Here is a 23686-nt window from a genome sequence, read left to right on the forward strand (position 1 = left end):
GCTCGCCTCTGGACGAATGCCCCTCGAAACCATAGATATTGGCCGCGCCCGGCACACGGGCGCGGTTCCGACGCCGGGAAACGGCGCTATTCGCGGGCACGGACCCGCCAAGAATAAGGGCTCGACCATGGCCGACAAATCAGGTTCGCTTCAGGACCTCTTTCTGAATGCGCTGCGCCGCTCGAAGGCGCCGGTTACCATGTTCCTCGTCAAGGGTGTGAAGCTCCAGGGCATCGTGACCTGGTTCGACAATTTCTCGGTGCTGCTGCGCCGGGACGGACAGTCGCAGCTGATCTACAAGCATGCCATCTCCACCATCATGCCGTCCGGTCCGCTGGACGTGGCCGCGATCGTCGACGGCGTGAACGAACAGCAGCGCAAGAACCCGCTGTTGCAGGAAATCTTTCTCAACGCGGTGCGCAAATCCGAAGACCCCGTCACCATGTTCCTGATCAACGGCGTCATGCTGCAGGGTCAGATTGCGGGCTTCGACCTGTTCTGCATGCTGCTCCAGCGTGAGGGCATGGCGCAGTTGGTCTATAAGCATGCCGTCTCGACCATTCAGCCCGCCCGGCCGCTGAATCTGGCCGAAGAGCAGGCGGGATCGACCGAGGATTGAGTACCGGTTTCGATCGCGATCGCGGTGAATTCACGCGGGGTGCCCGCACCGTCATCGTCCTGCCGGATCAGGGCGATGCGGCGCGGGATGCCGATGCGCGTCTGGACGAAACCGCTGGCCTGGCCATGGCGATCGGCCTGGATGTGGTCGAGCGCATCGCGCTGCGTGTCCGGGCCCCCAAACCCGCGACCCTGATCGGCAGCGGCCAGGTCGAACAGGTCGCCCAGCAGGTCCGGATGGAGGAGGCGCAACTCGTCGTGTTCGACGGAGCGCTTACGCCCGTTCAGCAGCGCAATCTCGAAACCGCGCTTGAGGCCAAGGTCATCGACCGAACCGGCCTGATCCTGGAGATTTTCGGTGAGCGCGCCGCGACCGCCGAGGGGCGGTTGCAAGTCGAACTGGCGCATCTGGATTATCAGGCCGGTCGATTGGTTCGTAGCTGGACCCACCTTGAGCGTCAGCGCGGCGGTTTCGGCTTCCTGGGCGGCCCCGGCGAAACGCAGATCGAGGCCGACCGCCGGATGATCCGCGACCGCATGGCGCGCCTGCGTCGCGAGTTGGATCAAGTCAGCCGGACGCGGGGCCTCCACCGCGATCGGCGTCAGCGCGCACCTTGGCCGATCATCGCGCTGGTCGGCTATACCAACGCCGGAAAATCGACACTTTTCAATCGCCTGACTGGCGCTCATGTCATGGCGAAAGACCTGTTGTTCGCGACGCTCGACCCGACCTTGCGGCAGATCCAGTTGCCGGGCATCGATAAGGCGATCCTGTCGGACACGGTGGGCTTCGTTTCCGACCTGCCGACCCAGTTGGTCGCCGCGTTCAAGGCGACGCTGGAAGAGGTGGTGTCCGCAGACCTGCTGATCCATGTCCGCGATATCGCGCATCCCGATAGCGAAGCCCAGCGAGCGGATGTCGAGGCGGTGCTGACCGAGATCGGTGTCGATCCCGAAACCCCGCGCTTCGAGGCGTGGAACAAGATGGATCTCGTCGAAGGCGATCTGCGAGACGACCTCCTCGCGGAGGCCGAGCGGCGTTCCAACATCGTTGCCGTATCGGCGATGACGGGGGAGGGCATCGATGACCTGATCGAGCAGGTAGCGCAGGCGTTGACCTCCGGCCACCGCCGCTACCGCGTGACGCTCGACGCAGGCGACGGGGCGGGGGCGGCATGGCTGCATGCCCATGGCGAAGTGCTGGATCAGGCGATCGAGGGCGAACAGGCGGTTTATGACGTTCGCCTGTCGCCGCCCGATTATGACCGGTTCACCCGCCGCGGCGCTTGACCCTCTGCCACAAGGCTTCCTTGCCTTCCAGGTCGAGCGCCGCAAAGCCTTCGCCGGCTTCCTGCTCCATTGCACGGAAGCGACGCTCGAACTTGAGGTTGCCGTTACGCAACGCCGCCTCGGCGTCGATGCCATGGTGGCGCGCCCAGTTGACCACGGCGAACAGCAGATCGCCAAATTCCTCTTCGAGCGTCTCCGGCGGCGCTTCGGCGATTTCCTGCAATTCCTCGTCGATCTTGGCGCGCGCGCCCTGCGGATCGGGCCAGTCGAAGCCGACCCTGGCGGCACGGTTTTGCAGCTTCTCGGCCCGCATGAGCGCAGGTAGGCCGAGCGCCACACCGTCGAGCGTACCGCTCGCCGCCTTGGCGCGTCGCTCCTCGGCCTTGATCTGCTCCCAAAGATGATGACCGCCTTCGGCGACGTCGCCGAAGATATGCGGATGGCGTCGCTCCATCTTGTCGCTGATCGCGGTCACGACATCCGGGAGGGAGAAATGGCCGAGGTCGGCGGCGATCTGGGCATGGAAGACGACTTGCAGTAGCAGATCGCCGAGTTCGTCCTTCAAGTCCGCCATGTCGCCACGCGCAATCGCGTCCGCGACTTCATGTGCTTCCTCGATCGTATAGGGCGCGATGCTCTCGAAGCTCTGGGCAACGTCCCATTCGCAGCCCGTTTGGGGGTCGCGCAGGCGCTTCATGATAGTCAGCAGGCGATCCACCGAACCCTACTCCTTGTTCCCGCAATCTAGAAAAGGCATAACCGTCGCCAGATAGAAATGACACCGTCTGCTAGCAGCGGGGGCAGCGTGGAGCCATCCAAGCAGCGCAGCGCTGCCCCCGCTGATGCGACACCCCTCGGCTCCTGAACCCGGACCCGCTGCGCCAGCAGCGGGCTCGGTCAGCCCGGTTTCCAGGCGGCTACCCTTTCCCGAAACTCCATGTCCGATGGCGCATTTCGGGAAAAGGCAATCGAGAACATATTTCGGGAAGTCCGTCTTGGAAGCATGCGGCCCAGACGGTCGGTGGCCGGGAGTCTTACCCGACCTTCGTCGTCTAATCGCGCTGGTTGCAAGACTTATGTGATCTGTCGCTGCCGGAAGCATGGTCGTCTTCGCGGTCGGCATGAGCCGCCGCATGATGGGGCTTCGCGGGTGACCCTTCCTATGTTTTCGGCGCACTGGAGCGCTGACAGGCGACTGGTGCAACGAACGTCGCGGAATGGATCAGCCTACGTCCCGGCAGGACGTCTCGTTGGCGCCTTGCGACGCTGGCGAGTTGGGGATCAGATGGTGGCAGCTGTGCTCCGGAACGGTTCGCCGGTGGTCAGCATGCTATGCATGATGACGGCGAGCTTGCGGGCAACGGCCACTGCGGCGCGCTTGAAGCCGAGCCGCTCCCGCAGCGTCAGACCCCAGCTACGCAGATCGGACTCTGCCCGGCTGGGCGTCCTGTCGAGACTGGACCGATGCGCGGGACGAAAATGGGGGCACGAAGCCCCCATCAGGCGCTTATCCTGCCGACGCTTCACGCTCCAGCAGGTCCTGGTCGACTTCATCGGATAGGGAAAGTGCTTCCTCTCCGTTGAGCCGCATTGCCGTTTGATGGGAGTAGGCATCCAGGATCAGGTAGGCCGCCTCATCGCTACGCCCCTGCGCGATGATAATCAGTCGCGCGTTGCCGAGACACGCCCTCCTAGCGAGTTCGACGGCATGTTGGTGGGCCTCCTCATACTCGTCGTCGCACTCGGTGAGGTTCTCGTATTCCTCGGTATCCGGGTTGAACTAACCGGTGTAGCAACCCGCGTAATGGTCGCGCTCCCTTAGGGCTTCCTCAATCCGCTTGATAACCGCGAAGCCAGCCCGTTGGGCCACCCAATAGCCTGCTTCGTGCGGGGCGTAGGTGAAGGACCTGTTGGGAAAAGTTTGACGACGCCAAGCCAGCGACGGGACGCGGCGCTCGGCGTGATGAGGGATTACCAGGTCTCGCAGCGCCGTGCCTGCGTGCTGATCGGCGTCGATCCTAAGACGGTCCGGCGAGATCAATGATGACGCTTACCGGGAGAACCTGTGCCTGGTGGGCGACACCAGCATCTCGGGCGTGCGGGTGGCCCGCGAGCTGGACCAGCAGGGCGATCCTGAAGTGGGCCAGCGAGAACCGGGTCGAGTGGCATTACATTGATCCCGGCAGGCCGCAGAAGAATGCGTTCATTGAATCGTTCAATGGGTCGCTGCGCGACGAGCTCCTGAATGAGGAGTTGTTCGACAGCCTCGCCGACGCTCGGCGTAAACTGGCTGTCTGGCGCTATGACTACAACAACGTCAGGCCGCACTCGTCACTGGCAAACCGAACGCCGGCACAAGCGCGCCGGGCGTTCCTGCAAGATGGAAGCGTCACGCCCGGCGCGATTGTGCCGGTGGGGCAGCACGAATATCAAACCGGCAGACTCTCGTTATGACCGCGGGACCAGCGGGGGGCAGGTCAGTCACGGCAGGCGCGGTATCCGGTCATCCTGTCTGCTGGTGGACGTACTCTCCCAAGCCACGCCCAACGAGTTCATCGTTGGAAAGGCGGGGACCTCGCTTGAGGCGTTGATTGCCCAGTTTGCGGCGATCCAGCTTCGGCCCAGGGGGCACGGGCGAGGGGGCCTTGAACATCCCGGCGGGCTGCGCGGTACGCGCAGGCTCGTTGTTGTTGCGCTTGGCGTGGTGCGGCTGCACTTGCTGGATGGCGTGAGCGAGGGCCAGTGCCGCGTCGAGGTGTTTGTTGTCGATCACCGGCGCCTGGTTCACCCGGCGCATCTTGTCGAAGACGCGGTAGGGCAGGGCCTCACCCTCGTGCTGGATCTCGAGGCGGCCGTCCGGATATTCGCAAACGTCGACCTTCTTGCGTGCGAGCCCCTGTGCGACCGGGGACGGCTCCAGGATGAACATCGCCTTGTTGTAATGAAGGGTGAGGGCGCCGGTGACGGTGCGCTGCTCGCGCCAGACCATCTCGGCTTCGAGGTTCTCGTGGATGGCGAGCGGCCGGTGCAGATCGCGCGGGTCGAACGGCGCCTTGGCGAACCGTTGATTGTGCTGCACCATGTAGGAGGGGAGGAAGGCGTTGGCTTCGTCGATGGTGTTGATGCGGTGGAGCCGCATCGCCTTGACGAGCCGGTCCTGCAGCGTGGCATTGGCGCGCTCCACACGGCCCTTCGCCTGCGGCGAGTTTGCGCAGATCAGCTCGATGTTCAGCCGGTCCAGCGCGCGCCCAAGATGGGTCATCCCGTCGCCGTTTGCCGAGGCCGTGTTGTTGCGGAAGGCGCTGTGCTTGTCCGTATAGAAGGCGACCGGCTTGCCGTGCCGCTCAAGGTACGTCCTCGTCGCGCGCATGTAGGAAAACGTGCTCTCGCTCTCGACCATCTCGAGGTGCCTCAGCTCGCTCGTGGCGTCGTCGATGAACACCAGCAGCGTGCATTGCGGGCCGCGTTCCTCGAACCACCAATGTTTTGAGCCGTCGACCTGGACCAGCTCGCCGCGACAGTCGCGCCGGTAGCGGGGCTGATAGGGGCGAGGGCGCCTAGCTGCGCGGTCTTTCCAGAGGCCGGCTTCCATCATGATCTGTCGCAGCGTTTCACACGACAGTCCCAGACCATGGCGCTCGGCGAGGTACTCGCGCGCGAGCGTCGGGCCGAAGTCGGCATAGTGTTCGCGCACCAGCGCGACCACCTCGGCGCGGAAGGCATCGCTAAAGCGCCGGTTGCGCGGCCGCCCGCGCTTGCGCGAGACGAGGCCCGCAGCGCCTTCATGCCGAAGACGGCGGAGCAGCCGGTAAATTTGCCGCCGCTGGAGGCCCAGCAGTTCCATCGCGTCCGGGATCCGGATCTCGCCGCGGTCGACCCGCATCAACGTGTCGAACCGGGTGATCTCTGTAGCACCCATCGTCAGCACCGTCATATCATGCGCGTCCTCGTTGCCGAGGAAGGCTATGACACCGGCGACCCGCTGACAGCACCGGGAGTGCCGTTTCGATCTAGCGGAGTGGTGTCATTTGTATCTGGTGCTTACACTCTTTAGGTTTGATAATATATATTATGTAAAACAATGCTAGTTGGGTTCGTTGAGGATGAGGACGCCTTGCTCCACCCTCCACGACCGCAGCCGTCGCAGCACATTCATTCCGATGACGTCCTGATTGCCGAAGCTGGGCGATACGATCGCGCCGACGTCGTTCAATTCGATGGGCCCGATCGCGAGATGGCGGATCGTCGTATGATCGGCAGTGACCCTGCCATTCGCGGTTTCGACCATCGTAGCGAACGGGCTTTCGCCCAGGTCGAGCCCGGCGGCCTTGGCTGTCGCCTGCGACAAGGCGGTCGTCGTGGCGCCGCTATCGATCAGCATACGTCGTTGGACACCGTTGATCCGGACATCTGCCCAGAAATGTCCGTCCTCCGCCACCGCGATACGTACCACGCCCTCCGGCGCGCCACGGCCCGGCAGAAGGCTACTCAGCCGGTCACGCTGTGCGACAATCAGAAAGGCCATGCCGAAGATACCGACCCACATCAACGCCATACGCAGCGTCTGGCCGATCGGAATGCGCCGAGCCGCCAACGCGCTCAGCGGCAGCAGGAGGATCAGGCCATAGTATAGGAAGTCCATGACCCGATCCGTGCTCACGGTATCAGTTCCAATCCGTCATAGGCCGGACGAACAGCGAGCGGCAGTTCGCCGCACAGTGTGGCATAGTCCATCGAATGATCCATATGGATCAACATGCTCTGTCGCGGTTCGAGTTCGTCAATCCATTCGAGAACCGTCGGAAGATCGGCATGCGCGGGATGCGGATGGCGTCGCAGCGCATCCACGACCCATAGATCGACATGACGATAGAGATTCGCCATCGGTTCTGTTAACTGATGAAAATCAGTAGCATAACCAATGCTCCGGCCATCGCAGTCGAAGCGCAGCCCCGCAGAGAATATCCGACCATGCGGCTGATCGAGCGACCGGATACGGATTGGCCCGATCGCGATATCGTCCTCCAGCACCGTCATGGTGGCGGTCGGCGGATAGCCCGTCTTCCCCTGAAACACATAACCGAAGCGGCGTTGCAAGGCTTCCGCCGTCGCGGGGCGTGCGTAACCGGCAACCGGATGCCCCAGCGCATGGTAGATCTGCCGGACGTCGTCGATGCCGTGGCAATGATCGGCGTGGTCATGCGTCCAGATGATCGCATCCACCGTCCCGACCTCGGCAGCAAGCAACTGCTCGCGCATATCGGGCCCCGTGTCGAGCAGGATGCGCGTTCCGTCATGCTCGATCAGCGCCGAGCATCGCATACGCCGATTGCGGGGCTCGGTAGGGTCGCATGCCCCCCAGTCATTGCCGATCCGGGGGACGCCGGAGGAGGTGCCGCAACCCAGAATGCGAATCTTCACGCGGCGGTCTTCGCGAACAGACGATGGAAGTTTTCCGCCGTAGCCCGGGTCAGGACGTCCAATGGCTCACCACGCAGGTCCGCGAGGAACGCTGCGGTGTCGGCGACGAAGGACGGCTCCCCCGTCTTCCCCCGATGCGGAACGGGGGCCAGGAACGGAGCATCGGTTTCGACCAGCAACCGGTCGAGCGGCAGGCGCGCGGCGGTGGCCTGCAACTCCTTGGCGTTCTTGAAGGTCACGATACCCGAAATGGATATATAAAAGCCTAACGCCAAAGCCTTATCGGCGAAATCTCCGCTCGCCGTGAAACAGTGGATGACGCCGGAATAGGCCCCCTTCCCCATTTCCTCGGCCAGGATTGCGGCGGTATCGTCCTCTGCATCGCGCGTGTGTACGACCAGCGGCAGACCGGTTTCGCGACAGGCGGCGATGTGCGCGCGAAAGCTCGCCTGTTGTTGTTCGCGGTCGCTGTGATCGTAATAATAGTCCAGCCCGCTTTCGCCGATGCCGACGACGCGCGGATGCGCGGCACGCTCGACCAGCTTGGCGGTGTCGACATGGGCATGGGCGTCGGCCTCATGCGGGTGGATGCCGATCGTCGCCCACACATCGGGTTCGCGCTCGGCCGTGGCGATCACCGCATCCCATTCGCTCTCGCGAGTCGATATGTTGAGCATGGCCGTGACCCCACGGTCCCGCGCGCGGGTCAGGATTGCCGCCTGATCCTCGACCAGCCCCTTGTAGTTGAGGTGGCAGTGGCTGTCGGCCAGCATCAGGCGTCGGCCTCGGCCGGGATTTCGAGACGGGGAAAGGCTGGCGTCGGCGGCGACAGGGCAATACCGCTGGATGCGCGGCGGGCATACCAGCCGTCATCGTCGATCGCCGCATGATCGCGCTCCTCGGCCCCCAGCGTGTCGAGCACCAGCCCTGCCCCACGCGGCGTGACCGGCAGAATGGCGATGGCGAGCATCCGGATCGCGCGGACCAAGGTTCCCAGCACGGCATGCATCCGCTCCGGGTCGGTCTTGCGCAGCGACCATGGCGCCTGCACATCGATATACTGGTTGCAGGCATAGACGCCGCGCATCCACGCCTCGATCCCCTGGCTCAGCATCAGGTCATCGAACGCGGTCTTCAACCCGGCACAGGCGACCACGACCTCCTCGATCAGGACAGCATCGGCGGGGTCGGCGCGACCCGGTTCGGGAAGTTCGCCGTTTAAATTCTTGGCAATGAACGACAAGGTCCGCTGGGCGAGATTGCCGAAGCTGTTGGCCAGTTCGGCGTTGACACGCGTCACGATCGCTTCGGCGGAATAGGAACCGTCCTGCCCGAAGCTGACCTCCCGCAGGAAGAAATAACGCAGTGCATCGACGCCGAAGGCATCCGCCAGCCCCATCGGATCGACGACATTGCCGACCGACTTGGACATCTTCTCGCCCCGGTGGAGCAGGAAACCATGGCCGAACACCGACTGCGGCAAAGGCAGCTCCGCCGACATCAGGAATGCGGGCCAATAGACGGTGTGGAAACGGACGATATCCTTTCCGATCAGGTGTAGATTGGCGGGCCAGAAACGCGCCAATTCGCTGTCCTTATTCGGATAGCCCGTCCCGGTCAGATAGTTGGTCAGCGCATCGACCCAGACATACATGACATGGCCGGGGCTGTCCGGCACCGGCACCCCCCAGTCGAAGCTCGTGCGCGATACCGAGAGATCGGACAGCCCGCCCTCGACGAAGCGCATCACCTCGTTCCGGCGGCTTTCCGGGCGGATGAAGTCGGGATTGTCGCGATAGAGATCGAGCAGTGGCTGCTGGTATTTCGACAAACGGAAGAACCAAGTTTCCTCCGCTGTCCATTCGACCGGCGTTCCCTGCGGCGACAGCTTGGTGCCGTCTTCCCCGGTGGTCAGTTCGGACTCGTCGTAAAAGGCCTCGTCACGGACCGAATACCAGCCTTCATAGCGATCGAGATACAGGTCGCCCTTGTCCTGCATCGCCTTCCAGATGGCCTGGCTGGCGGCATAATGATCTGCGTCTACCGTGCGGATGAAACGATCATAGCTGATATCAAGACGATCAGCCATCACGTGGAAATGACTGGACATTTCGTCGGCGAACGCGCGCGTGGAAATGCCGCGCGCGCGCGCCGCCTGGGCCATTTTCAGGCCGTGCTCGTCGGTGCCCGTCTGGAACAGCACGTCGCGCCCCGCCTGGCGCTGGAACCGCGCGATGACGTCCGCTGCGACCATTTCATAGGCGTGGCCGATATGCGGACGGCCATTGGGATAGTGGATCGCGGTGGTGATATAGAATGGATCGGCCATGCCCGGTCCCTAGAACATCGCTTCGTGCAGGTGAAGCCCGACCGGCTCAGCCGCGCAAAGTCCAGGCCAGCCATAGCCAGCCGAGAATCAGGATCGTCCCGCCAATGGGCGTCACCGCGCCCAGCCAGCGCGGCGCACCGAACGCCATCGCATAGAGGGTGCCCGCGAAAATCCCACTGCCGATGACGAAAGCCCATGCGACACCCCGCGCCTCCATGCGAAGCGCGACAAGTGCGGCAACCGCATGGATGAGTTGATACTGGCCGCCGGTCCGCAGCCACTCGACCGCGATCCCTTCGGCCCGGTGCGCGCCGAACGCCCCCGCCGCGATGGCGATCGCGCCCGACAAGGCCGCCAGGATACCCAGTAACGCCATGATCAGACCTTTCGTTCGTCCTGCGTGATGATCCTGTCGTTGGCCGCCCGCAGGTCCCCCGACGCGGCCTGTGCCGCCAGCCGTTCCTTGTCGCGCGCCCGGTACATGGTTTCGACCCGATCGATCTCGGCACGATCGATCTTCAGGCTGTCCATCGCCAGGCGCGCCATCTTCACCGCCGACTCGAGAACCTCCCGAACCACATAGGAGGCAGGCCCGCCCTTCAGCCGCAGGACGGCGCGGCGATCATAGGCGCGCACGAACAGCGAAGCGTTGGGGAAGGCCGCATGGACGCTTTCCAGAAGCTCCAGCGTGATCTGATCCTCGTCGAGGCAGAAGAGGATCAACTCGGCCTCCGCCGCCCCGGCCTGTCGCAGCAGGTCCAACCGGGTGCCGTCGCCATAATAGACCTTGGCCCCGAACTCGGCGGCGATGTCGATCATCTCGATGTCGCGGTCGATCAGGGTGACGGGAATGTCGCTGGCGATCAGCATCTGGGCCACCGTCTGTCCGAACCGGCCATAGCCGACGATCAGGGCGTTGGCGCCGTCGGTGACCGGGCCCTCGCGCTTCTCGCCGCGCATGATGACTGGTTCTTCGCGGATGCGGCGAGTGGCCGCCATCAGGAACGGGGTCGTCGCCATCGAAAGGGTGATGATCGCCCCGAACAGGCTCGCCGCCTCGGGCGCGATCAGATAGCCCGCCTTCGCCTGCGCGAACAGGACGAAGCCGAATTCGCCGCCCTGGCTCATCAGCAGCCCGAGCGCGAAGGCCGAGCGCCAGTTCATCCGGAAGGCAAGGCCGATCACGAAGATAACGAAGGTCTTCGTCGCGATCAGCGCCAGGGCCATGACTGCGACGAAAATCGGCCGCTCGATGATCGCGGGCAGATTGAGCATCATCCCGACCGCCAGGAAGAACAGGCCGAGCAGGATCGATCGGAACGGCTCGACATCCGCCTCCAGTTCGTGCCGATACGGACTGTCGGCCAGCATCACCCCGGCGATGAACGCCCCCAGCGCGGTCGAGAGGCCGAGCAACTCCATGACCGCGGCGCTGGCGATGACGGTAAAGAGTCCGGCGAAGACGAACATCTCCCGCTCGCCCATATTGCCGATCAGCCGGAACAGCGGGCGTAGCAGGAAGCGGCCCGCCACGATCAGGCCGATGATCGCCGCCCCTGTCTCCAGCGCCAATATCCATCCCGGAGGACCGGCATGATCCGCCGGATTCCGCGACATGGCGGCAACGATCGTGATCAGCGGGACGATCGACAGGTCCTGAAACAGCAGGATCGAGAAGGCCCGCTCGCCAAAGGGGGTGCGCAACCGCCCGGAGGATTGCAGCATCGGCAGGACCTGCGCCGTCGAGGACAGGGCGAGCGGCAGGCCGAGCGCCAGGGCGGCTTCCATCGAGAAATGGGCGAGCAGCACGATGCCCGTGATCGCCAGGCCGCATGCCGTTACCTGAAGCAGGCCCAGACCGAAAATCTCATGCTTCATCCGCCACAAGCGGGCCGGGTTCAACTCCAGCCCGACGATGAACAGCAGGAGCGTGATGCCGATCTCGGCGATGCCCAGCTTGGACTCCGCGTCCCCGACCAGCCCGAGGACATGCGGGCCGACGACCGCCCCCGCGACGAGATAACCTAGCGTCGCACCTAGACCGAGGCGACGAAAGACCAAAACGAACGCCAGGCCAAAGCCCAGCAGGATCGCCCCATCCCTCAGCAGCGAAATCTCGCTGTGCATCAGCGGGGACCCTGCGCCACGGCGTCTTGGGCCGCATCCTGGGCGGCCTGTGCGGCGGCCTCAAATGCCAGGCGGATGGAGGGATGGCGTGCGCTATAGGTCAAGGCGGGCGCGAAGACATTCATGCCAGGCCAGTCGGGGACTTCCCTCCGCGTACCGGCCAGCCATTCGGCCAGGGAATCGCGCGCAGCTGCCAGCTCGGTCACGCTGCGACCGATGACACTCGCGGACAACAGCGCCGACGATGCCTGTCCCAAGGCGCAGGCCCTGACCAGCATGCCGATCTCCGCCACCCGGCCATCGGCGTCCAGATTGAGATCCACGGTGACCCGGCTCCCGCAAATGGGTGAGCGGCGCTCGACGCTGGCCATCGGGTCGGGCAGGCGCCGATCATGCGGAATGGCGGTGGTCAGCCGCAGGATCTCGGCATTGTAGAGAGGGGCGTTCATGATGGGGTCTCGCTGGCATTGGCCGTGCCGCTGTCGTTGGATGGGGTCGGCGCGCCGAAGACGGGCAGGCCGCGACGACGGCGGTCGACGAAGTCGGCAATGCCCGCGCTGGTGGCATTGAGCAGCTTATAGGTGCGGCTCTTCACCATCCATTCGGGTCGCCTTGCCGGGCCGCCGCTGACGGTGTCGATCATCAAAGCGACGACCAGGAAGACGAGGCTGGCGAGGATCAATCCCTTGAGCGCGCCGAAGCCGAACCCCAGCGCGCGGTCCACCGGGCCCAGGACAGAGGTGCGCGTCCGGCTGCCGATCGCGCGAGCGACCATGCGACCACCCAGATAGGTGACGCCGACGATCAACGCGAAGGCCAGCACGGCCGATCCCGACACCGTCCCCACCACTCCGGTCAGCGCCTGCGCCAGCGGGATATGGAATAATTTGAGCGCCGCGACGATCGCGACCCAGGCGAACAGCGCCAGAACCTCGGTCACAAAGCCACGCAGAAAGCCTTGAATGGCCGCGCCGAACACTGCAATCAGGACAAGAATATCGAGTGCGGTCAATGCTTTCTATCCCGTACCTTATCCCGAGCGTTACAAACGGGCCATCTCCGCTATGGGCTGAGGAACAGACATGGCGGCGCCTGGCGCTCTTCGCTACCCCCGGCCCAGCATATGGTCAACGAACTCGGCCAATGTCCGGAAACCCGTCATCCGCAAGCCCGCCTTCGTCCCCCGCCATCGCGCGCGGTACCATCGCCTTTTCGAAGCCGAGCTTGCCCGCCTCCTTCAACCGCAACGGGCCATGGGCGACCGAGCGGACTTCCCCAGAAAGGGCGATCTCGCCGAAGACGATCGCGTCGCCTGGCACCGGCCGCTCCGACAGCGCCGAAATGAGTGCGGCGGCGACGGCCAGATCGGCGGCGGGGTCCTGCACCCGGTATCCGCCCGCGATATTCAGATAGACTTCCGCCGAGGAAAAGCTCAGCCCGCACCGCGCCTCCAGCACCGCCAGGATCATGGCGAGGCGGCCCGTGTCCCACCCCACCACCGCCCGCCGTGGCGTCGCACCCGATGCCAGTCGGACGGTCAGCGCCTGGATTTCGACCAACACCGGCCGCGTCCCTTCCAGCGCCGGAAAGACCGTCGCCCCGGTGACGCCTTCCTCACGACTGGTCAGGAACAGCGACGAGGGATTGCCGACCTCGGTCAGCCCTTCGGTCTGCATCGCGAAGACGCCGATTTCGTCGGTCCCGCCGAAGCGGTTCTTGATGGCGCGAAGGATACGATATTGATGGCTGCGTTCGCCCTCGAAGGCGAGGACGGTGTCGACCATATGCTCCAGCACGCGCGGACCCGCGATCGATCCGTCCTTGGTCACATGGCCGACCAGCACCACGGCGGTGCCGCGTTCCTTGGCGAAGCGGATGAGTTCCTGGCCCGATGCCCGGACCTGGCTCACCGTCCCCGGCGCGCCCTCGATCAGGTCGGAATGCATGGTCTGGATCGAGTCGATGATGAGCAAGGCGGGCGGCGTGCCGATCGACAAGGTGGTTAGGATATCGCGAACCGACGTCGCCGCCGCCAGCCGGACCGGAGCCTGCCCCAGGCCCAGCCGCCGGGCCCGCAGACGCACCTGATCGGCCGCCTCCTCGCCCGAGACATAGGCGACCGGCCGCCCCGCCATGGCCAGCTTCGCCGCCGCTTGAAGGAGCAATGTCGACTTGCCGATACCCGGATCGCCGCCGATCAGGGTCGCCGACCCTTCGACAAATCCGCCACCCAGCGCACGGTCCAGCTCGCCAATGCCCGTCTCCATCCGGTCGGGGAGTGGAATGTCGGCGTCGAGCCCGACAAGCTGGATCGCCCGGCCCCCGCCCTGAAGATTATGCTTGGCCGCGAAAGGCGTGACCTGAACCGGGGCCTCTTCCAGCATCGTGTTCCATTCGGAACAATCGGGGCATTGCCCCTGCCAACGGGACGATACCGATCCGCAGGCTTGGCAGACATAGCGCTTTTGAACCTTGGCCATGCTTTCCATCTAATCGGCCCGGAACGAAAATGGAACATCGTTCGCGATCCGGCTCGGGATAGTTTTTGATGGTCTATAGTTTTTGATGGTCTATATCGCTATGGGGCGGCCTCCATGACCCCAGACCCGTTTCGCGTCGCGTTGTTCAGCGGCAACTATAATTATACCCGCGACGGCGCGAACCAGACGCTGAACCGGCTGGTCGGGCATCTGCTCGATCGCGGTGTGGCGGTCCGTGTCTATTCGCCGACCTCTGCGACGCCCGCCTTTCCGCCGGTCGGCGATCTGGTCGACGTGCCCGCCTTTCCGATGCCGTTTCGCGCCGATTACAAGCTGGCGCGCGGCCTGCCTGCCAAGGTGCGCGCCGATCTGGAGGCGTTCGCCCCCAATATCGTCCATGTTTCCGCACCCGAATTTCTGGGCCATGCGGCGGTTCGATGGGCGCGGGAAAAGGGCGTGGCGTCGATCGCGTCGGTCCATACGCGGTTCGAGACCTATCCGGCCTATTACGGCCTGGGCTTTCTGGAGCCGGCGATCATCCGGTTGCTCACCCGTTTCTACAACCGGTTCGACCGGATCGTCGCGCCCAGCCCCAGCATGATCGCGCTGTTGCGTGGCTGGGGCGTGACGCCGCCGATGGGCATCTGGTCGCGCGGGATCGATCATGACCGGTTCCAACCCTCGCGCCGGAGCCTGGAATGGCGGCGGTCATTGGGTATCGCGGACCACGAGGTGGCGATCGGTTTCCTGGGGCGATTGGTCAAGGAAAAGGGCCTCGACGTCTTTGCCGAGGCGCTGGCGGAGCTTCGCCGTCGTGGCGTGCCGCACAAGGTGCTGGTCGTCGGCAAGGGGCCCGCACAGGAGTGGTTCGCCAAGGCGACACCCGATGCGATCTTCGCGGGCTATCAGACCGGGGACGATCTGGGCCGTGCCGTCGCGTCGATGGACATCTTCTTCAACCCCAGCGTCACCGAGACGTTCGGCAACGTCACGACGGAGGCGATGGCGGCGGGCGTACCCGTGGTGGCCGCCAATGCGACCGGCGCGATGGATCTCGTCGCGGATGGGGAGACCGGCTATCTGGTCGGCGCGCGCGATATCCCGGGCTATGCCGACGCGCTGGAGCGGATCGCGACCGACGCCGCCCTGCGCCGCCGGTTCAGCGAGGCGGGGCACGCCCGCGTCGCCGATTACCGATGGGACAAGGTCAACGACGCCGTCCTCGAAGCCTATCGCGCGCTGTTCGCCGAGCGAGGCTGAGTCACCCCTCGCGCCAATCGAAGGTCAGCGGCGCCTCGCGAAAGGCGAAGCGGTCGAGGTGGCTGGACACGACCTCCCGCATCCGGGCGGCGTCTTCGCCGTCCGGCACCGTCAGGACGATATCCAGCGTCTCGCTATCCGCTCGCATGTCCAGCTTCGATCCATTGGGGAACAGGATCGTGCCTTCCTCCGGCGTGAAGTGGACTTCCATCTTGTGCGACCAGTGCTTGGCAAGCTGCTGGAGGTAGCGGCTGGCCGATAGGGTCGGCACGCGTGCGACGGACCGGCTCATTTCAGGCGCTCCACCTTTTGGGCGAGTTCGTCGATCATGGCAGCGACGTCATGGATCATCGCCTGGGACGCATCGCCCGCGCCGAAGCGTTCGCCCAGCGCCATTTTCAGCCCGCCCATGGCCCGCCGGATCGGCGCGGCATCGACGCGCTGCCGGTGCTCGCCCAGCGCCTGGAGACGCGCCAGCAATGCCTCGACCTGCTCGGCATTCTCCGAGAGGTGCGTACGACCGGAGTCGGTGGCCGCGAAACGTTTCTTGGCCCCTTCCGAGCGCTGTTCCTCGATAAAGCCCATCTCGTCGAGCAGGGTGATGGTCGGATAGATGACGCCGGGGCTGGGCGCATAGGCGCCGCCGGTCATTGCCTCGATCTCGCGGATCAGGTCGTAACCATGGCGCGGTTCGTCGGCGATCAGCTTCAGCAGGATGAGGCGCAACTCGCCGCCGTCGAACATTCGCCGGCTGCGCCCGCCAGGGCCCCGGCGACGATGCTCTCCGTCGTTAAGCCGCTCGCCCCAGTGGAAGAAGCGCTCGACGTCCATCTCCGGTGCGAAGCCATGCCGTGCGGCGTGATGGCGACGATGACCGCCGCCGTGTGAAAAACGAAACATGAAGAGTCCTCGATATGAATTGATGCACTCAAGATATATCTCAGGGTCGCCACGTCAAGATGCTTTGCGATATATCTTCAGACGTCAGGGTGACGTCGCGCTCCGCACCCCTTACATGATGCTCATGGCCGATCTGTTCGCGGGCATGGAGCCCGCCCCCCTTCCCTCAACCGTCCCTGTGGATGCGCCGCTGGCCGATCGTCTGCGCCCTGCCCAACTGAGCGAGGTCGTGGGACAGGATCACCTGACCGGGCCGGAGGGCGCGATCGGGCGGATGGTCGCGGCGCAGCGACTGTCGTCGATGATCCTGTGGGGGCCGCCGGGTACGGGCAAGACGACGATCGCGCGCCTGCTGGCGGCGGCGGTCGGCTTGCGATTCGCGTCGATCTCCGCGGTGTTCTCGGGCGTGGCGGACCTGAAGAAGGTTTTCGCGGAGGCGCGCGAACATTCCCGCATGGGCCAGCGGACGCTGTTGTTCGTGGACGAGATCCACCGCTTCAATCGGGCCCAGCAGGACGGGTTTCTGCCCTTTGTGGAGGATGGCACGGTCACGCTGGTCGGCGCGACGACCGAGAACCCGTCTTTCGAGCTCAACGCGGCATTGCTCAGCCGGGCACAGGTGCTGATCCTCCATCGGCTGGGCCAGACCGCGCTCGAACAGTTGCTCACGCGTGCGGAGGCGGAGATGGAGCGCCCCCTGCCTCTGCAATCGGCGGCGCGAGAGGCGCTGATCGCCAGTGCGGACGGCGACGGTCGGTTCCTGCTCAACCAGGCCGAGACGTTGTTCGCCGTCGACCTGCCCGAACCGCTCGACGCCGCTGGGCTGTCGGCCTTCCTGCAAAGGCGGGTCGCGGTCTATGACAAGGATCGCGAGGGGCATTACAACCTCATCTCGGCGCTCCACAAATCGATCCGGGGATCGGACCCCCAGGCCGCGCTCTATTATCTCGCCCGGATGCTGACGGCGGGCGAGGAGCCGCTCTACCTGCTGCGTCGCCTGACCCGGACCGCGATCGAGGATATCGGGCTGGCCGATCCGCAGGCGCTCAACCAGTGTCTGGCCGCCAAGGATGCCTATGAGTTTCTGGGCTCTCCGGAGGGGGAATTGGCGATCGTCCAGGCCTGCCTCTACTTGGCCACCGCGCCCAAATCGAACGCGGCGTATAAGGCGCAGAAGCAGGCGTGGCGGATCGCCAAGGAGACCGGGTCGCTGATGCCGCCCGCCAACATCCTGAACGCGCCGACGAAGCTGATGAAGCAGATCGGCTATGGCGCGAACTATCAATATGACCATGACGCAGAGGGCGGCTTTTCGGGCGCAAATTACTGGCCCGACGAATTGCCGCCGCAGGACTTCTACGCGCCTTCGGGGCGTGGCCTGGAGAAGCGCATCGCCGAGCGGATGGCATGGTGGGACGAGCGACGGCGGGCCCTGCGCGATCAGGACGGGGAGGTTGGTGATCGCGGCTGACCGTTTCACCGGCTTTGTCGCGATCGACTGGTCGGGCGCTCATGGCTCCTCGCATAACGGCATCCGCCTGGCGATGTGCGAGGTCGGACAGACGGCGCCGGAAATCGTCGCGCCGCCGGGCCGTCCCTGGTCGAGGGAGGGCGTCGCCGACTGGGTGCTGGAACGCGCCGCCGAGCCGTTGCTGATCGGCTTCGACTTCAGCTTTTCGGCGCCTTTCGTCGCCCGTGGCGCGCATCTGCCCGGCGAGACCCCGACCGCCGATGCGCGCGCACTCTGGGCCTATGTCGACGAGAGCTGTGACGATCCCGATCTCGGCGCGCGGAGCTTTTTGGAGGCGCGGCGCGGGCGGCATTTCTATTTCGGTGTCGCAGACGGAAAAAAGGCCGACTTCCTCCATTGGCGCGCCTGCGAGGTGGCGGCAGATGGCGGGCGGAAGCCCTCGACAGTCTATGACGCGATCGGCGCGTCGCAGGTCGCCAAGGCGAGCTTCGCCGGGATGCGCTTGCTTCGCCGGCTCGACGGTCGGGTACCGGTCTGGCCGTTCGATCCCGTGCCGCCGGCGGGCGCATTGGTGGTCGAAATCTATACATCCATCGCCGCCAGAGACGCCGGGCGCCCGCGCGGGCGAAGCAAGATGCGCAGCGCCGAAGCTCTGGACGACGCGCTGACCCATCTGGGCAGCGAACCGCATGGGACGCTGCAACGCTATGACGATCACAGCACCGATGCGATCCTGACTTCGGCCTGGCTGCGCAAGATGGCGGGACGCGATGATCTCTGGCATCCGGCGGGCCTTTCTCCCCTGATCGCGCGAACGGAGGGCTGGACCTTCGGCGTTTCTTGAAGCATGGAGCCGACGACGCCGGATTAGCACAGCGGTAGTGCAGCGGTTTTGTAAACCGAAGGTCGGGGGTTCGATCCCCTCATCCGGCACCATTTCCTATCGTCTCGCCGTTTCGCCATGGGCACCAAAAGCCCGGCGCTGCGTTACAGTGGCGGAATGATCAAGGTCGCCAGCTATAATATCCGCAAGGGGATCGGCGCCGATCGCAGGCGCAATCCCGACCGCATCATGGATGTCTTGCGCGAGGTCGATGCCGACGTCATCGCCTTGCAGGAGGCGGACCGGCGCTTCGGCGACCGCGAAGGCGTCCTTCCCCTGCACCTGCTCGACGAGCACAGCGACTGGAAGCCCATCGTCTATGGCATGAAGGCTCGCTCGCTGGGCTGGCACGGCAATACGATACTGGTCCGCAAGTCGACACAGGTCCTGGACTACGAGGCGATCCACCTTCCCTCTCTGGAACCTCGCGGCGCCGTGATGGCCGATTTGCGGACATCGGGCGGGGTGATCCGTGTCGTGGGCATGCATCTCGACCTGTCCGGGCTGTGGCGGCGGCGGCAGGCGGCGGCGATCCTGTCCCACCTGTCGAGTTGCCTGCATCGCCATCCGACCGTGATGATGGGCGACCTCAACGAATGGACGCGCGGGGCCGGGTGCCTTCGCGATTTCTGCCGCGACTTCACCATGGCGGATACCGGGCCGAGCTTTCACGCGCGGCGCCCGATCGGACGACTCGATCGGATCATGGTGTCGTCCGACCTCCGCATCGCCGATTGCGGCGTTCACGCCAGCCCGACCTCGCGAAAGGCGTCGGACCATCTGCCGATCTGGGCCAGGATCGGATCGCGCTGATGCGCGAAAAGGAACTGCGGCTGGCGCTGGTCTGCTATGGCGGGATCAGCCTGGCCGTCTATATGCACGGCATCATTAAGGAAATCTGGCACGTCGTCCGCGCCAGCCGCGCCTCACATGAGGGCGATCCGCCCGCCTCGGCGGTCGAGGCGGTCTATCACGATCTGCTCGACGAAATGGCGGAGCGGGGCGGCGTGCGGGTCCGCATCCTGGCCGACATCATCGCGGGTGCGAGTGCGGGTGGGATCAACGGCATCTTCCTGGGACAGGCCCTGTCCACCGGCCAGTCGCTCGATCCGCTGACCGACCTGTGGCTGGAAGCGGCGGATATCGAATCGCTGATCGCTCCCGACGCCGCCCCGACCTCGCGCTTTTCCAAGATGTGGGCACTCCCGATCGCGTGGATGGCGGCCGGACGCAGCGGCGAGAAGGTCGAAGGGTTGGACGAGGAGACCCGCGAGGAAGTGCGGCGCAAGCTGGGCCACCTCGTCCGTTCGCGCTGGTTCGAGCCGCCCTTCGCCGCCGATGATTTCACCGCGCGTCTGCTGGAGGCGTTCGACCGGATGGCGGCGGCCCCGGTGGGCAAGAGGCTGTTGCCGCCCGGTCAGCCGCTCGACCTGTTCGTCACCGTCACCGATTTCACCGGCCAGCCGCAGCGGCTTCGGCTCCATTCGCCGGGCGAGGTGGTGGAGACCGAGCACCGCATGGTCGTGGACTTCACCGACCGTGGCGAGGGCAAGCTGGCGGCGGTTCCCGAACTGGTCTTCGCCGCACGCGCGACCTCCAGCTTTCCGGGCGCCTTCCCGCCCTTCACGGTCGCCGAACTCGACCGCGTGCTGGCGGCGCGCGACCAGTCCTGGCCGGAGCGGGATGAATTTCTTCGCCGCGTCCTTCCGCGTCATCATGCGGCGGGCGCAGCGGACAAGGCGGTGCTGATCGACGGATCGGTGCTGGTCAACGCCCCCTTTCGCCCCGCCATCGACGCGCTGGGTCGCCGTCCGGCCCGGCGACAGGTCGACCGGCGCTTCGTTTATATCGACCCCTTCCCCGGCATGCATTTCCGCCTTCCCGGCGGGGGCGAGCATCCCGGATTTTTCCAGACGATCATCGGCGCGATCAGCGAATTGCCCCGGCAACAGCCGATCCGCGACAATCTGGAAGCGATTGCCGCGCGCTCCGGCCGGATCGACCGGATGCAGGCGATCCTCGCTGCGATCCGCGAGGACGTGGAGCAGGAGATCGAGCAGCTTTTCGGTCGCACCTTCTTCCTCGACCGCCCCACCGCCGCCCGGTTGGCGTCGTGGCGGGTCCGCGCCCAGGCCGCCGCCGCCGCCAAGGCCGGGTTCGGCTATGCCGCCTATGGGCACCTGAAGGTCGCGGGCGTCATCGACTCGATCGCGACGATGCTGTCCGAGGCGATTGGTGAGGACGGAGCGCAACGACGCGCGCGGCTTCGCGCGATGGTCGAACGGACGCTTGCCGCCCGCAGCGCCGATGGCGAAGCGATCAGCTTTACCGGCGGGCCGAGCAACGGCGCGAAGGCCTTTCTGCGCGGCTTCGACCTGGGTTTCCGCATCCGCCGGCTGCGGCTGCTCGCCCGCCGCCTTACCGAGTTGGAGGGCGAACATAGCGAAGCCGAACTCGCCCCGATCCGCGATGCCCTCTACGAATCGCTCGCGGAATATCTGGAGCGGCAGGGCGGAGGCGCTGACCACGACCTGGCCCAGGCGGTGCGTTCCGCGCGCGATCAGGGCGATGTCGTACTGGATCGTCTGGAGAAACGGCTCGACCTGATCCGGCTCGACGGAGAGACGGATACGCGGCTTGCAGGCGCGCTGGCCGGGCTCCCCCGTGCGGCGCGACGGACGCTGCTCCTGACCTATCTGGGCTTTCCCTATTTCGACGTCGCGACCCTGCCGCTTCTTCAGGGCGAAGGGCTGGACGAATTCGATCCGATCAAGGTCGATCGGATCGCACCGGACGATGCGACCGCCATCCGTTCCGGCGGGGCGGAGGCGACGTTGAAGGGTATCCAGTTCCTGACCTTCGGCGCCTTCTTCAGCCGCAGCTATCGCGAGAACGACTATCTCTGGGGGCGGCTGCACGGTGCCGAGCGGATGATCGACATCGCCGTCTCCACCCTGCCCCCGACCATCAAGCTGAAGCCCGGTGCGGTGGCCGCGTTCAAGCGGCGTGCCTTCCTGGCGATCCTGGACGAGGAGGAGGATCGCCTGACCGCGATCGGCCCCCTGATCGCCTCGCTTCGCCGTGAGATCGGCTGAAGGCTGGTCATGCCGGGACAACGCGGCTAGACCCCGACGCCAGGCGATGATCGACCGATCATGGGTCGGCTCGACAGGGGTTAGGCGGAGAAGCGCATGCAGTTCCTGAAAATGCTGTTCTGGTGTCTGCTGGCGTTTCTGGCCGCGGCCTTCACGCTGGGGAACTGGACGACCGTGCCGATCCGGCTGGTCGGCGGACTGGTGGCGGACGTGAACCTGCCGCTGCTGCTGTTCCTGACCTTTCTGCTGGGGCTGGTGCCGACGCTGATCTGGCAACATGCGGCCCGCTGGCGGTTGCGACAGCGGTTGAACGCGAGCGAGCGGGCGCTCGCCGCCGCGACCGCGACGACCGAAACCGGCCCCTATGTCGTCCCGACCGAACCTGCCCCCCTCCCCATCCAGCCGACGGTCTGACCTTCCATGAGCAATCGCATCTATGTCGCGATCGATACGCCCGATCTGGCCCGTGCCCAGGCACTGGCGCAGAAGGTCCGCCATCATGTCGGCGGTCTTAAGCTGGGGCTCGAATTTTTCTGTGCGCACGGCGCGACGGGCGTGCGGGAGATGGCGCATATCGGCTTGCCTATCTTCCTCGACCTGAAGCTGCATGACATTCCCAACACCGTGGCGAAGGCGGTGCAGTCGCTCGGCCCCCTCGCGCCTGCGATCCTGACCGTCCATGCGGCGGGCGGTCGCGCGATGCTAGAGGATGCCAAGGCGGCGGCACCGACGGGAACCAAGGTGGTCGCGGTCACCATGCTGACCAGCCTGGATGCCAGCGACCTGTCCGACACCGGCGTCACGGGCGCCCCCGCCGATCATGTCCGCCGCCTCGCCGATCTGGCGGCGGAAGCGGGTGTCGACGGGATCGTCTGTTCGGGCGAAGAGGTCGCGGCGATTCGCAAGGCGTGGCCCAAGGGCTTTTTTGTCGTCCCCGGCGTCCGCCCCGCGAACGGCCTGATCGGCGATCAGAAGCGCGTCGTCACGCCGCGCGCCGCGATCGATGCGGGCGCGTCGATCCTCGTCATCGGTCGCCCGATCACCCAGGCCGAAGACCCCGATGCCGCCGCACGGGCGATCGCCTCCACGCTGTAAGACGTTTCTCGACTCCTCCCACTCGGGAAAGCGATCATGCCGACCACTGCCAAGATTTGCGGACTGACGACGATCGCGACCCTCGATGCGGCATTGGGCGGCGGGGCCAGCCATGTCGGCTTCGTCTTCTTTCCCGCCTCGCCCCGGCATCTGACCTTCGACGTCGCCGCTGGGCTGGCGGGGCGCGTGCCCGATCATGTCCAGCGCGTCGGGGTCTTCGTCGATCCCGACGACCAACTGCTCGAAGCCGCCGTCCGTGCGGGGATGCTGGACGCGATCCAGCTTCACCGCACCGCGCCCGCCCGCGTCGCCGCGATCCGCGCGAAGTTCGACCGGGAGGTATGGGCCGCCGTCGCGATCAAGCAGCGCGCCGATGTCGACAAGGCCCGCGACTATGCCGGTGCCGCCACGCTGATCCTCTACGACGCCAAGACCCCGGACGACGCCTCGCTGCCGGGCGGCATGGGGCTGCGTTTCGACTGGAGCCTGCTCGACGGGGTTCGCCATCCCCTACGCTGGGCTTTGTCGGGCGGGCTGGATGCGGGCAACGTCGCCGAAGCCATACGCCGGACCGGCACGCCGCTGGTCGATGTCTCCTCGGGCGTCGAGAGCGCGCCGGGCGTCAAGGATATGGACAAGATCGCCGCGTTCCTTAAAGCCGTTGCGACAAATCAGTGACAGGATCGTTTGCAGGGCACGCCCCGCCTACGCCCAAGG

At 65.3% G+C, this 23686-nt stretch carries 22 protein-coding genes, 1 tRNA gene and 3 pseudogenes; 12 read left to right on the forward strand and 14 right to left on the reverse strand.

Going from position 1 to position 23686, the window contains the following annotated elements; translation table 11 throughout:
• The first annotated feature begins 16 nt into the window (after positions 1 to 16).
• Together hfq and hflX are read left to right on the forward strand one after the other, a co-directional pair.
• A complete protein-coding gene (gene hfq, locus QE379_RS11290) occupies positions 17 to 619 on the forward strand; it encodes an RNA chaperone Hfq (protein WP_307000557.1) in 603 nt (200 codons plus the stop codon).
• Positions 616 to 1908 (forward strand): GTPase HflX, encoded by a 1293-nt coding sequence (gene hflX, locus QE379_RS11295; protein WP_307000560.1) that lies wholly within the window; start codon positions 616 to 618, stop codon positions 1906 to 1908. Before hfq ends, hflX begins: the two co-directional genes overlap by 4 nt.
• Here hflX and mazG read toward each other — a convergent pair.
• Positions 1889 to 2605, reverse strand: coding sequence for a nucleoside triphosphate pyrophosphohydrolase (gene mazG / locus QE379_RS11300; RefSeq protein ID WP_307003186.1), 717 nt, complete (start codon positions 2603 to 2605; stop codon positions 1889 to 1891). The two genes, hflX and mazG, sit on opposite strands and share 20 nt — an antisense overlap.
• Positions 2606 to 3189: 584 nt before the next feature.
• Positions 3190 to 3354, reverse strand: a pseudogene (locus QE379_RS11305) (IS110 family transposase); the annotation flags it as partial.
• Between the two features lie 596 nt (positions 3355 to 3950).
• On the opposite strand from QE379_RS11305, the pseudogene QE379_RS11310 reads away from it, so the two are divergent.
• Positions 3951 to 4266, forward strand: a pseudogene (locus QE379_RS11310) (transposase); the annotation flags it as partial.
• Positions 4267 to 4411: 145 nt separating this feature from the next.
• Here the strand turns inward: QE379_RS11310 and QE379_RS11315 are convergent.
• From QE379_RS11315 to radA, 10 genes and pseudogenes are all read right to left on the reverse strand, one after another.
• Positions 4412 to 5842, reverse strand: a complete 1431-nt coding sequence (locus tag QE379_RS11315) for an ISNCY family transposase (protein ID WP_307000563.1) — start codon at positions 5840 to 5842, stop codon at positions 4412 to 4414.
• A gap of 150 nt (positions 5843 to 5992) precedes the next feature.
• Positions 5993 to 6568, reverse strand: coding sequence for a TIGR02281 family clan AA aspartic protease (locus QE379_RS11320; RefSeq protein WP_307000566.1), 576 nt, complete (start codon positions 6566 to 6568; stop codon positions 5993 to 5995).
• Entirely contained in the window at positions 6565 to 7329 is a 765-nt protein-coding gene (locus tag QE379_RS11325) for an MBL fold metallo-hydrolase (protein WP_307000569.1), read from the reverse strand. The genes QE379_RS11320 and QE379_RS11325 overlap by 4 nt, the downstream gene beginning before the upstream one ends.
• A complete protein-coding gene (locus QE379_RS11330) occupies positions 7326 to 8102 on the reverse strand; it encodes a TatD family hydrolase (RefSeq protein WP_307000571.1) in 777 nt (258 codons plus the stop codon). Before QE379_RS11330 ends, QE379_RS11325 begins: the two co-directional genes overlap by 4 nt.
• Entirely contained in the window at positions 8102 to 9658 is a 1557-nt protein-coding gene (gene metG, locus QE379_RS11335) for a methionine--tRNA ligase (RefSeq protein WP_307000574.1), read from the reverse strand. Before metG ends, QE379_RS11330 begins: the two co-directional genes overlap by 1 nt.
• A 46-nt stretch (positions 9659 to 9704) precedes the next feature.
• On the reverse strand, positions 9705 to 10034 hold the full coding sequence (locus QE379_RS11340) for a DUF423 domain-containing protein (protein ID WP_307000576.1): 330 nt from the start codon (positions 10032 to 10034) through the stop codon (positions 9705 to 9707).
• A 2-nt stretch (positions 10035 to 10036) separates the two neighbouring features.
• On the reverse strand, positions 10037 to 11785 hold the full coding sequence (locus QE379_RS11345) for a cation:proton antiporter (RefSeq protein ID WP_307000578.1): 1749 nt from the start codon (positions 11783 to 11785) through the stop codon (positions 10037 to 10039).
• Positions 11785 to 12234, reverse strand: a complete 450-nt coding sequence (locus tag QE379_RS11350; RefSeq protein ID WP_307000580.1) for an iron-sulfur cluster assembly scaffold protein — start codon at positions 12232 to 12234, stop codon at positions 11785 to 11787. The genes QE379_RS11345 and QE379_RS11350 overlap by 1 nt, the downstream gene beginning before the upstream one ends.
• Positions 12231 to 12797, reverse strand: coding sequence for a CvpA family protein (locus tag QE379_RS11355; RefSeq protein ID WP_307000582.1), 567 nt, complete (start codon positions 12795 to 12797; stop codon positions 12231 to 12233). The genes QE379_RS11350 and QE379_RS11355 overlap by 4 nt, the downstream gene beginning before the upstream one ends.
• Before the next feature lie 93 nt (positions 12798 to 12890).
• Positions 12891 to 14265 (reverse strand): annotated as a pseudogene (radA, locus tag QE379_RS11360) (DNA repair protein RadA).
• Positions 14266 to 14379: 114 nt separating this feature from the next.
• Between radA and QE379_RS11365 the strand changes: the two are divergent.
• Positions 14380 to 15525 carry a glycosyltransferase family 1 protein gene (locus QE379_RS11365; protein WP_307000584.1) on the forward strand — a complete coding sequence of 382 codons (1146 nt, stop codon included), beginning with the start codon at positions 14380 to 14382 and terminating at the stop codon, positions 15523 to 15525.
• A 1-nt stretch (position 15526) separates the two neighbouring features.
• On the opposite strand, the gene QE379_RS11370 is transcribed toward QE379_RS11365, so the two are convergent.
• Both QE379_RS11370 and QE379_RS11375 read right to left on the reverse strand, forming a co-directional pair.
• Positions 15527 to 15817: a DUF2218 domain-containing protein gene (locus QE379_RS11370; protein ID WP_307000586.1), complete on the reverse strand. Its 291-nt coding sequence runs from the start codon at positions 15815 to 15817 to the stop codon at positions 15527 to 15529.
• Positions 15814 to 16425 carry a PadR family transcriptional regulator gene (locus QE379_RS11375; protein WP_307000588.1) on the reverse strand — a complete coding sequence of 204 codons (612 nt, stop codon included), beginning with the start codon at positions 16423 to 16425 and terminating at the stop codon, positions 15814 to 15816. Before QE379_RS11375 ends, QE379_RS11370 begins: the two co-directional genes overlap by 4 nt.
• Before the next feature lie 124 nt (positions 16426 to 16549).
• Between QE379_RS11375 and QE379_RS11380 the strand changes: the two genes are divergently transcribed.
• The 8 genes from QE379_RS11380 (at position 16550) to QE379_RS11415 (ending at position 23647) form a co-directional block, all read left to right on the forward strand.
• Complete coding sequence (locus QE379_RS11380) at positions 16550 to 17896, forward strand: replication-associated recombination protein A (RefSeq protein ID WP_307000590.1); 1347 nt, start codon at positions 16550 to 16552, stop codon at positions 17894 to 17896.
• Positions 17886 to 18740: a hypothetical protein gene (locus tag QE379_RS11385; RefSeq protein WP_307003188.1), complete on the forward strand. Its 855-nt coding sequence runs from the start codon at positions 17886 to 17888 to the stop codon at positions 18738 to 18740. Before QE379_RS11380 ends, QE379_RS11385 begins: the two co-directional genes overlap by 11 nt.
• Positions 18741 to 18757: 17 nt before the next feature.
• A tRNA-Thr gene (locus tag QE379_RS11390) sits at positions 18758 to 18832 on the forward strand.
• A 64-nt stretch (positions 18833 to 18896) separates the two neighbouring features.
• Complete coding sequence (locus QE379_RS11395; protein WP_307003189.1) at positions 18897 to 19592, forward strand: endonuclease/exonuclease/phosphatase family protein; 696 nt, start codon at positions 18897 to 18899, stop codon at positions 19590 to 19592.
• Positions 19592 to 21874 carry a patatin-like protein gene (locus tag QE379_RS11400; RefSeq protein ID WP_307003192.1) on the forward strand — a complete coding sequence of 761 codons (2283 nt, stop codon included), beginning with the start codon at positions 19592 to 19594 and terminating at the stop codon, positions 21872 to 21874. Before QE379_RS11395 ends, QE379_RS11400 begins: the two co-directional genes overlap by 1 nt.
• 96 nt (positions 21875 to 21970) lie before the next feature.
• Entirely contained in the window at positions 21971 to 22288 is a 318-nt protein-coding gene (locus QE379_RS11405; protein WP_307000592.1) for a hypothetical protein, read from the forward strand.
• 6 nt (positions 22289 to 22294) lie between these two features.
• Positions 22295 to 22969, forward strand: a complete 675-nt coding sequence (gene pyrF, locus QE379_RS11410) for an orotidine-5'-phosphate decarboxylase (RefSeq protein ID WP_307000595.1) — start codon at positions 22295 to 22297, stop codon at positions 22967 to 22969.
• A gap of 36 nt (positions 22970 to 23005) precedes the next feature.
• The gene (locus QE379_RS11415; RefSeq protein ID WP_307000597.1) at positions 23006 to 23647 is read left to right on the forward strand and encodes a phosphoribosylanthranilate isomerase; all 642 of its coding nucleotides are present in this window, start codon (positions 23006 to 23008) and stop codon (positions 23645 to 23647) included.
• Positions 23648 to 23686 lie beyond the last annotated feature (39 nt).

The sequence above is a fragment of the Sphingomonas sp. SORGH_AS_0879 genome, from assembly GCF_030819175.1.
Lineage (GTDB): Bacteria > Pseudomonadota > Alphaproteobacteria > Sphingomonadales > Sphingomonadaceae > Sphingomonas.